We start from the raw sequence: 8,245 nt of genomic DNA, 5'->3' as shown, positions 1-8,245 counted from the left end.
GTGCTTTGTAGTGTAGCTTCTTGCAAACTATTTTACAGCACAACGTAGAGAGTTGGAACACTTTCATTACTATTTGTGCCGCCAGCCAAAGGCGGCGGAATGGAGATTAGTGTGTATTATCCAATGTATTTTGATTCAACCTATGTACTTGTTTTGATCGGAGTGGTTCTTTGTATGGCCGCTTCTGCGAAAGTGAATTCGACTTATGCAAAATTCAGCCGCGTAAGGAACCATGCGGGGATCACCGGGGCAATGGCTGCCCAACAGATTCTTAGACAGTCTGGGATTTACGACGTCCGTGTGGAACGAGTTTCAGGAAAATTGACCGATCACTATGATCCGTCCAATAAGGTACTCAGACTTTCTGATTCTACGTATGGTTCCACATCGGTTGCAGCTTTAGGGGTAGCTGCCCATGAATGCGGACATGCCATTCAGCACGCGACCCATTATGCACCTTTGAGTATCCGGGGGGCGTTGGTGCCGGTGGCAAATTTCGGATCCAGTATTTCATGGCCTCTGATCATTGTCGGCCTGTTTATGCGCGGGGATATGGCGGCTTTTCTGATCAATATCGGAATACTGCTGTTCTCAGCGGCTGTACTGTTCCAGATCGTTACGCTTCCGGTTGAAATCAATGCTTCCAGAAGAGCAATGAATATTCTGGAAGGGACAGGGATGTTGTATCCGGATGAGGCAGGTAAGGCAAGATCGGTACTTCGCGCAGCGGCGCTCACTTATGTGGCAAGCGCAGCATCTGCGATCCTGCAGCTTCTGCGTTTATTGATCCTTACGAGAGGACGAAGAAACGATGACTAAAGAAATCAGTGAAAGAGAGCTTGCGCTGGCGGTTCTGCTGGAGATAGAACGCGGCGAAAAGAGTCATATCGCGCTTAGACAGGTGCTGGAAAAGTATCAGTATCTGGGAAAACAGGAACGTGCCTTCCTCACCAGATTGTGTGAGGGGACGACGGAGAGAAGGATAGAACTGGATTATATTATCAATCAGTTTTCAAAAGTTAAAACTGATAAGATGAAACCGGTTATCCGTAATCTTTTAAGGTGTGCGGTTTACCAGATGGAATATATGGATCAGGTGCCTACAAGTGCGGCGTGCAATGAAGCGGTCAACCTGGCGGTAAAAAAGGGATTCAAGAGCTTGAAGGGATTTGTAAATGGCGTGCTTCGCAACATTGCGAGAAATCTGGAGAAAATTTCATATCCAGATGAGAATAACACAGCGGAATACTTTTCGATAAAATATTCGATGCCGCTATGGATCGTGGAACAGTGGCTGGCTGATTATGGAAAGGAACAGACCGAGCAGATTCTGCAGAGTTTCTATCTGGAACGTCCGACAACGATCCGGGTGAATGAAAACAGAATGTCACGAGCGGAACTGAAAAAGAAGTTGGAAGAAGAAGGGGTGACAGTGGAAGAACATTCACAGGTCGCCTCTGCACTCTTGATTTCCGGATATGATTATCTCGGAGCGCTCGAGAGCTTTCGAAACGGAGCATTTCAGGTGCAGGATGCTGCTTCGATCCTGGTGGCAGAAAGTGCCGGGATCAAGAATGGTGATTACGTGATCGATGTGTGTGCGGCTCCCGGAGGGAAAGCCCTTCATGCAGCACAGCTTCTGGAAGGAAGCGGACACGTGGAGGCGCGGGATCTGACGGAGAATAAGGTGGAACTGATCCGGGAAAATATCTGCCGTATGGGATTTGAAAATGTTGAAGCTATTCAGCAGGATGCAACGGTGTACGATGCTGCATCGGCACTGAAAGCGGATGTCCTGATCGCTGATCTGCCGTGTTCCGGTCTCGGAGTTCTCGGAAAGAAAACAGATCTGAAGTATAAGATGACACCGGAACAGGAGAAGGAGCTCGCAGAGTTGCAGAGAGAAATTCTGGCTGCGGTTCATGATTATGTGAAGCCGGGAGGGACGCTGGTCTACAGTACCTGCACGATCTGGCGGTCAGAAAATGAAGAAAATACGAGATGGTTTCTGGAATGTTTTCCGGAATATTCGTTGGAAAATGAAAAGCAGATTTTCCCGTCCAGAGAAACGGACGGATTCTATATTGCCGTGCTGAAACGCAGGGCGGGAGGACAGTAGAATGGAAGAAATGCTACAATCAAAAAAGGATATTGCTTCGTTCACGCTGGATGAATTGAAAAATGAGATGAAAGAGATTGGGGAAAAACCGTTTCGCGCCGGTCAGATTTACGAGTGGCTTCACAAAAAGCTTGCAGATCGCTTTGATGAGATGACGAATTTATCGCTTTCACTCAGAGAAAAGCTGGATCAGAATTATGAGATCCGAAAAGTGGAGATGGTGCGGCGACAGATCTCGAAAATCGATGGGACAAACAAGTTCCTTTTCTGCCTGCAGGATGGCAACATGGTGGAGAGCGTGCTGATGAAATATAAGCACGGGAATTCTGTCTGTATTTCGTCACAGGTGGGATGCCGTATGGGATGCCGTTTCTGCGCGTCTACGCTGGATGGCCTGGAGAGGAATCTGACACCTTCGGAAATGCTGCGCCAGATTTACCAGATTCAGAAGATCAGCGGGGAGAGAGTTTCCAATATTGTCATCATGGGAACGGGAGAACCGCTGGATAATTATGACAATTTCCTGAAGTTTATTTATATGATTAGTGATGAACATGGATTAAATATCAGTCAAAGAAATATCACTGCTTCAACTTGCGGAATTGTGCCGAATATTTACCGGCTCGCGGATGAGAAACTTCAGATCACACTGGCTCTTTCCCTGCACGGCTCTACGCAGGAAAAGAGGAAAAGTCTGATGCCGGTGGCAAATAAATATGATTTGGAAGAAGTACTGAGGGCATGTGACGATTATTTTCGGAAAACCGGGCGAAGGATCACATTTGAATACAGCCTGGTTCACGGAGTTAATGATACGGAAGAAGACGCAGGCGAACTGATCCGGATTTTGAAGGATAGAAACTGCCATTTGAATCTGATTCCGGTGAATCCGATCAAGGAGCGAAATTACGAGAAACCGGATAAAAAAAGTGCCGCGAAATTTAAAAATAAGCTTGAAAAAAGCGGGATAAATGTTACTATAAGAAGAGAAATGGGCTCTGATATAGACGGGGCATGTGGACAGTTGAGACGTAAGACAATGCGAGGAGTATGATTATGAAGATATTTTCCATGACAGACGTGGGAAGAAAACGCGAAATTAATCAGGATTATGTGTTTGCTACTGATGAGCCGCTTGGAGTACTGCCGAATCTTCTGGTTGTGGCAGACGGAATGGGTGGACATAAAGCGGGAGATTTTGCTTCCAAATATACGGTGGAGGTTCTGGAGGAGGAACTGAAGCATACATTAAAAGAAGGACCGGAGGAAGTGTTGCTTGATGCTGTACAGACAGCGAATCACAAGTTGATTGAAGCGGCGGGCAAGGATATCAAACTGGAAGGTATGGGAACTACGCTCGTTGTGGCGACGGTGATCGATCATACACTTTACTTTGTTAACGTTGGTGACAGCCGTCTGTATTTGATCAACAAAGATATCAGACAGTTATCCAGAGATCATTCTCTGGTTGAAGAGATGGTAAGACTTGGCGGGATTAATGAAGAAGAGGCAAGGAACCATCCGGATAAGAACATCATCACAAGAGCAATTGGTGTGAAGGAGAACGTGGAGGCGGATTTCTTTGAATTCAGCCTGAAAAAGGGAGACACGATTCTTATGTGTACCGATGGACTATGCAATATGGTGGATGATGAAGAGATTTTTGCAATTATTAAGGGGGCAAGAGATATTGTTGAGGCAGGTCGCACTTTAATAGACCGTGCCAATGAAAATGGGGGAAAGGACAATATCGGTGTCGTTTTGGCACAGCCATTTTCTAATGAGGTGAGTATATGGTAAAAGATGGTATTTTCCTGAGCAACCGTTATGAAGTGCTGAGCAAGATCGGTGCAGGTGGTATGGCGGATGTTTACAAGGGACGCGATTGCATGCTGAACCGGTATGTAGCAATCAAGGTATTAAAGAAAGAGTATAGAGAAGACGAGAATTTTGTCAGGAAATTCCGCTCGGAAGCTCAGGCTGCGGCAGGACTTCAGAATCCGAATATTGTCAATGTTTATGATGTGGGTGAAGACCGGGGACTTTACTATATGGTAATGGAGCTGGTGGAAGGAATTACATTAAAAGAATATATACAGAAAAAAGGAAGGCTGTCCAACAAAGAGGTTCTCAGTATTTCGATCCAGATGTGTACCGGAATTGAAGCGGCACACAAGCATGAGATCATTCATCGGGATATCAAACCGCAGAATATCATTATTTCCAAAGAAGGAAAGGTAAAAGTAACTGATTTTGGTATTGCAAAGGCAGTATCTTCTCATACCGTCACTTCCAGTGCGATGGGATCGGTACATTATGTTTCACCGGAACAGGCACGTGGCGGCTTCTGTGATGCGAAGAGCGACATATATTCAGTCGGTATTACGATGTATGAGATGGCAACCGGAAAAGTCCCGTTTGACGGGGATTCTACCGTGGCGGTGGCCATGAAGCATCTTCAGGAAACGATGACGCCTCCTTCTGAGATTGTGCCAAGTGTTTCGCCTGCTCTTGAGAAAATTATTTTAAAATGTACGCAGAAGAGCCCGGAGAGAAGATATCAGAATATCAGTCTTCTGATTCAGGATCTGAAGCGGGCGCTGGTGGATCCGGACGGCAGGTTTGTGGATATGGGGCAGGCCTATGATGACGGCAACACCGTCATGATCTCCCAGGAAGAGATGGGGCGTATCCGGAACGGACGTGGCTATGACGAGTATGATGAAGAGTCCTACGATGACGAATACGGCGAAGAAGACGAATCGTACGGTGATGATTATGATGATGATGGGTACGATGACGAGGAAGAAGAGAAATACAGAAGCCGGAAGGGCAGCAGGAGCAATGATGTCAATCCAAGAATGAATAAGATGATGAAGATCCTCACGATCGTAGTCGCTGTGATCATTGTTTTCATTCTGATCTTCGTGATCGGCAAAGCGGCCGGTGTATTTAAATTCGGACCGGGAACAGAAGCAGTGGAAACGGATAGTAAGAATATTGAGGTTCCAAAGCTGGTTGGCGAGAATAAAGAAGTGGCTGATGAGATGTGCAGTAAGCATAATCTCGTGATGGAAGTAGTGAGTAAGGAGAATTCGGATAAATATCCGGAGAATACAGTGATCCGGCAGAGTATTGAAGCCGGCGAAAAGGTTGCAAAGAAGACCGTGATCGAGGTCGTGATCAGTTCCGGAGAGAAGGAAGTTACGATTGAGAGCGTCGAGGGAATGGATGAAGATGCGGCGAAGAAGACGCTGAAGGCGCAAGGCTTCACAGATTTTACTGTGGATTCTGAATACAGCGATAAGTGGGAAAATGGTGTGGTGATCGGAACGAATCCGGCAGCAGGAGAGAAAGTGACGGTTGATACCAAGATCACACTGATCGTCAGCAAGGGCGCCCAGAAGAAGGATGTTCCGGACCTGAGGGGCAAGACCGTATCTGAGGCACAGAAACTGCTTGCAAGTGCAGGTCTTGAAGATGGTGGCAGCAGTGAGCAGTACAGTGACAAGTATGAAGCAGGCCTCATCATTTCCCAGTCCGTGACACCGGGAAGTAAGGTGAGCTCCGGTACATCGGTAAGCTATGTGGTCAGCAAAGGGAAGAAACCGGCTGATCAGGTGAAGGTTCCGTCTGTAACCGGTAAAGGTCTGGCCGATGCAATCAGTGCACTTTCGGCAAGAGGACTTTTCTATGAGGAAGTGACACAGACCAGTGATCAACCTTCCGGAACCGTTATCTCGGTAGAGCCGGGAGAAGGAACCTCTGTTGATATCGGTTCTACGGTCAAACTGTATGTAAGTGACGGAAGCGGTGGAAACCCCGATGAAGGCAGCGGCGATGAGACTCAGCAGTAGGAAGCTAAAGAAAATGATAGAAGGAACTGTTTTATGCAGGGAAGAATTATAAAAGGAATTGCAGGATTCTACTACGTTTATGACGTAGTAGAATTCGCTGTTTATGAATGCAAGGCGAAGGGGATTTTCCGTAAAGAGAAAATAAAACCACTGGTGGGAGATCTGGTAGAATATGAAGTCCTTGACAAAGAAGAAGGAACCGGAAATATCACGAAAATACTTCCGAGAAAGAGTGAACTGATTCGGCCTGCGGTTGCGAACATTGATCAGGCACTGGTTGTGTTTGCAGTGACAAAGCCGAAACCGCACTTCAATCTTCTGGATCGGTTTCTGGTAATGATGGAACGACAGGAGATGTCCGTCGTGATCTGCTTTAACAAGCAGGATCTTGCAGGAGAAGAGGAAATAGCAGAATTAAAGGCAACTTATGAATCATGCGGATACCGGGTTATCTTTACGAGTGCTTATAAAGAAGAAAATATTCAGGAAATCAAAGCGGTGTTGAAAGGGAAGATAACGGCTGTGGCCGGACCTTCGGGGGTGGGTAAATCTTCCTTGATCAATTGCCTGCAGGAGAACATCAACATGGAGACAGGGAGCATCAGCCGGAAGATTGAGCGCGGGAAACATACGACACGCCATTCCGAACTGATTCCTGTGGATGAAGATTCATATATCATGGATACACCGGGTTTTTCTTCGCTGTATACCAATGATTTTGAAAAAGAAGAACTGAAATCGTATTTTCCGGAATTCAGGGAATATGAAGGGACATGCAGATTCCTCGGATGTAATCATGTGAGCGAGCCGGGGTGTATGGTCAAGAATGCGCTGGAAGAAGGGAAGATTCACCGGACAAGGTACGACGATTATCTAGAGATGTACCGTGAGCTGGAACAAAAGGAGAAAAGGAGATATTAAGAATGGAATATGTATTATCACCTTCCATTTTGTCAGCAGATTTTGCTGTCCTTGGAAATGAGATTCAAAAAACAGAGAGTGAAGGAGCGAAATATCTGCACTTTGATGTGATGGACGGAGTCTTTGTGCCGAGTATTTCTTTTGGAATGCCGGTCCTCAAATCTGTCAGAAAAGTGACCGGACAGGTCCTGGATGTACATCTTATGATCACAGAACCGATCCGATATGTGGAAGAATTTGTAAAGTCAGGGGCAGATATCATCACCATTCATTATGAGGCATGTAAAGATGTGAGAGCAACACTCGCAAAAATACGCGAACTGGGGGTAAAGACAGGAATTTCCATTTGCCCGGAGACACCCGAGACGGTGCTGGAGGAGTTCATCGGGGAAGTGGATATGTTTCTTGTCATGACCGTTCATCCGGGCTTCGGAGGGCAGAAACTGATTCCGGAGACTCTTGATAAAGTTCGGAGACTGAGAAACATGCTGGAAGAAAAAGGAACAGAAACCGACATTCAGGTGGATGGCGGTGTTCATCTGGGCAATGTCCGCGAAATCCTTGATGCAGGAGCCAATGTTCTGGTGGCCGGTTCTGCAGTATTTAAAGGTGACGCGGCTGCAAATACAAGGGAATTTATGGAGAGTTTAAGAAGCTATGAGTAAAACCGTGATTATCACAGGGGGAGCACTGGACGAGGGGTTCGTAGAAAAGATACTTGGCGAAAACGAGGGAGCCTGCATAATCGGTGTGGACAGAGGTGTAGAGTATTTATATCACAATCAGATCATGCCGCAGTATATTGTAGGAGATTTCGACAGCATCGATCCGGAAGTCATCAAATACTACAAAGAAGAAACACATGTGCCGGTACGGGAATATAACCCGATCAAAGACGCGTCCGACACAGAAATCGCCATCCGGTTCGGAATCACACTGGGAAGCAAAGAAATCATCATACTCGGAGCGACCGGCGGAAGGATCGATCACCTCTGGGCCAATGTCCAGACACTGTATGTTGCCTGCCAGGCAGGAGTAGAAGCATACATACTGGACGAAAAAAATAAAATACGGGTAATCGATAAACCGTGTGTCCTGAAAAAATCAGAAGCATACGGAAAATATCTGTCGATATTTACACTCTCAGGGGAAGTGTTTGACCTGAATTTAAGAGGAACAAAATGGCCGCTTAGTCATCACGCATTAAAGCCGTGTGACAGTCTGACGGTAAGTAATCAGTTCGTCGATGAGATGGTGGAGATTGATTTCCCGTCAGGACTTCTGGTTGTGATGGAGACGAAGGATTAGAGGAGACGGGGCATTTGTCACGCCCGACACCCTTTGGCGC

The 8,245-nt window shown here is 46.4% G+C and carries 8 protein-coding genes; all 8 read left to right on the top strand.

Going from position 1 to position 8,245, the window contains the following annotated elements; translation table 11 throughout:
- The first annotated feature begins 99 nt into the window (after positions 1-99).
- The 8 genes from ACTNB3_RS15015 to ACTNB3_RS14980 are packed head-to-tail and all read left to right on the top strand — an operon-like array spanning position 100 to position 8,205.
- The gene (locus ACTNB3_RS15015; RefSeq protein WP_441026654.1) at positions 100-819 is read left to right on the top strand and encodes a zinc metallopeptidase; all 720 of its coding nucleotides are present in this window, start codon (positions 100-102) and stop codon (positions 817-819) included.
- A complete protein-coding gene (gene rsmB / locus ACTNB3_RS15010; RefSeq protein WP_427808260.1) occupies positions 812-2,119 on the top strand; it encodes a 16S rRNA (cytosine(967)-C(5))-methyltransferase RsmB in 1,308 nt (435 codons plus the stop codon). The genes ACTNB3_RS15015 and rsmB overlap by 8 nt, the downstream gene beginning before the upstream one ends.
- Before the next feature lie 10 nt (positions 2,120-2,129).
- Positions 2,130-3,173 carry a 23S rRNA (adenine(2503)-C(2))-methyltransferase RlmN gene (gene rlmN, locus ACTNB3_RS15005; protein ID WP_441026656.1) on the top strand — a complete coding sequence of 348 codons (1,044 nt, stop codon included), beginning with the start codon at positions 2,130-2,132 and terminating at the stop codon, positions 3,171-3,173.
- A 2-nt stretch (positions 3,174-3,175) separates the two neighbouring features.
- Complete coding sequence (locus ACTNB3_RS15000; RefSeq protein ID WP_427808262.1) at positions 3,176-3,919, top strand: Stp1/IreP family PP2C-type Ser/Thr phosphatase; 744 nt, start codon at positions 3,176-3,178, stop codon at positions 3,917-3,919.
- Positions 3,913-5,976: a Stk1 family PASTA domain-containing Ser/Thr kinase gene (gene pknB, locus ACTNB3_RS14995; RefSeq protein ID WP_441026652.1), complete on the top strand. Its 2,064-nt coding sequence runs from the start codon at positions 3,913-3,915 to the stop codon at positions 5,974-5,976. Before ACTNB3_RS15000 ends, pknB begins: the two co-directional genes overlap by 7 nt.
- 33 nt (positions 5,977-6,009) lie before the next feature.
- Positions 6,010-6,897, top strand: a complete 888-nt coding sequence (rsgA, locus tag ACTNB3_RS14990; protein WP_441026650.1) for a ribosome small subunit-dependent GTPase A — start codon at positions 6,010-6,012, stop codon at positions 6,895-6,897.
- Between the two features lie 2 nt (positions 6,898-6,899).
- Positions 6,900-7,562 (top strand): ribulose-phosphate 3-epimerase, encoded by a 663-nt coding sequence (rpe, locus tag ACTNB3_RS14985; protein WP_441026648.1) that lies wholly within the window; start codon positions 6,900-6,902, stop codon positions 7,560-7,562.
- Positions 7,555-8,205, top strand: coding sequence for a thiamine diphosphokinase (locus tag ACTNB3_RS14980; RefSeq protein ID WP_441026646.1), 651 nt, complete (start codon positions 7,555-7,557; stop codon positions 8,203-8,205). The genes rpe and ACTNB3_RS14980 overlap by 8 nt, the downstream gene beginning before the upstream one ends.
- The last annotated feature ends 40 nt before the right edge of the window (positions 8,206-8,245 follow it).

The sequence above is a fragment of the Bariatricus sp. HCP28S3_D3 genome, from assembly GCF_052065755.1.
Lineage (GTDB): Bacteria > Bacillota > Clostridia > Lachnospirales > Lachnospiraceae > Allocoprococcus.
This window is presented reverse-complemented; position numbering and strand designations above follow the sequence as displayed.

Coding starts and splice junctions, on each gene's coding strand:
- ACTNB3_RS15000 (WP_427808262.1), top strand. CDS start 3,176: ATGAAGATATTTTCCATGACAGACGTGGGAAGAAAACGCGAAATTAAT.
- rsmB (WP_427808260.1), top strand. CDS start 812: ATGACTAAAGAAATCAGTGAAAGAGAGCTTGCGCTGGCGGTTCTGCTG.
- rpe (WP_441026648.1), top strand. CDS start 6,900: ATGGAATATGTATTATCACCTTCCATTTTGTCAGCAGATTTTGCTGTC.
- rsgA (WP_441026650.1), top strand. CDS start 6,010: ATGCAGGGAAGAATTATAAAAGGAATTGCAGGATTCTACTACGTTTAT.
- pknB (WP_441026652.1), top strand. CDS start 3,913: ATGGTAAAAGATGGTATTTTCCTGAGCAACCGTTATGAAGTGCTGAGC.
- ACTNB3_RS15015 (WP_441026654.1), top strand. CDS start 100: ATGGAGATTAGTGTGTATTATCCAATGTATTTTGATTCAACCTATGTA.
- rlmN (WP_441026656.1), top strand. CDS start 2,130: ATGCTACAATCAAAAAAGGATATTGCTTCGTTCACGCTGGATGAATTG.
- ACTNB3_RS14980 (WP_441026646.1), top strand. CDS start 7,555: ATGAGTAAAACCGTGATTATCACAGGGGGAGCACTGGACGAGGGGTTC.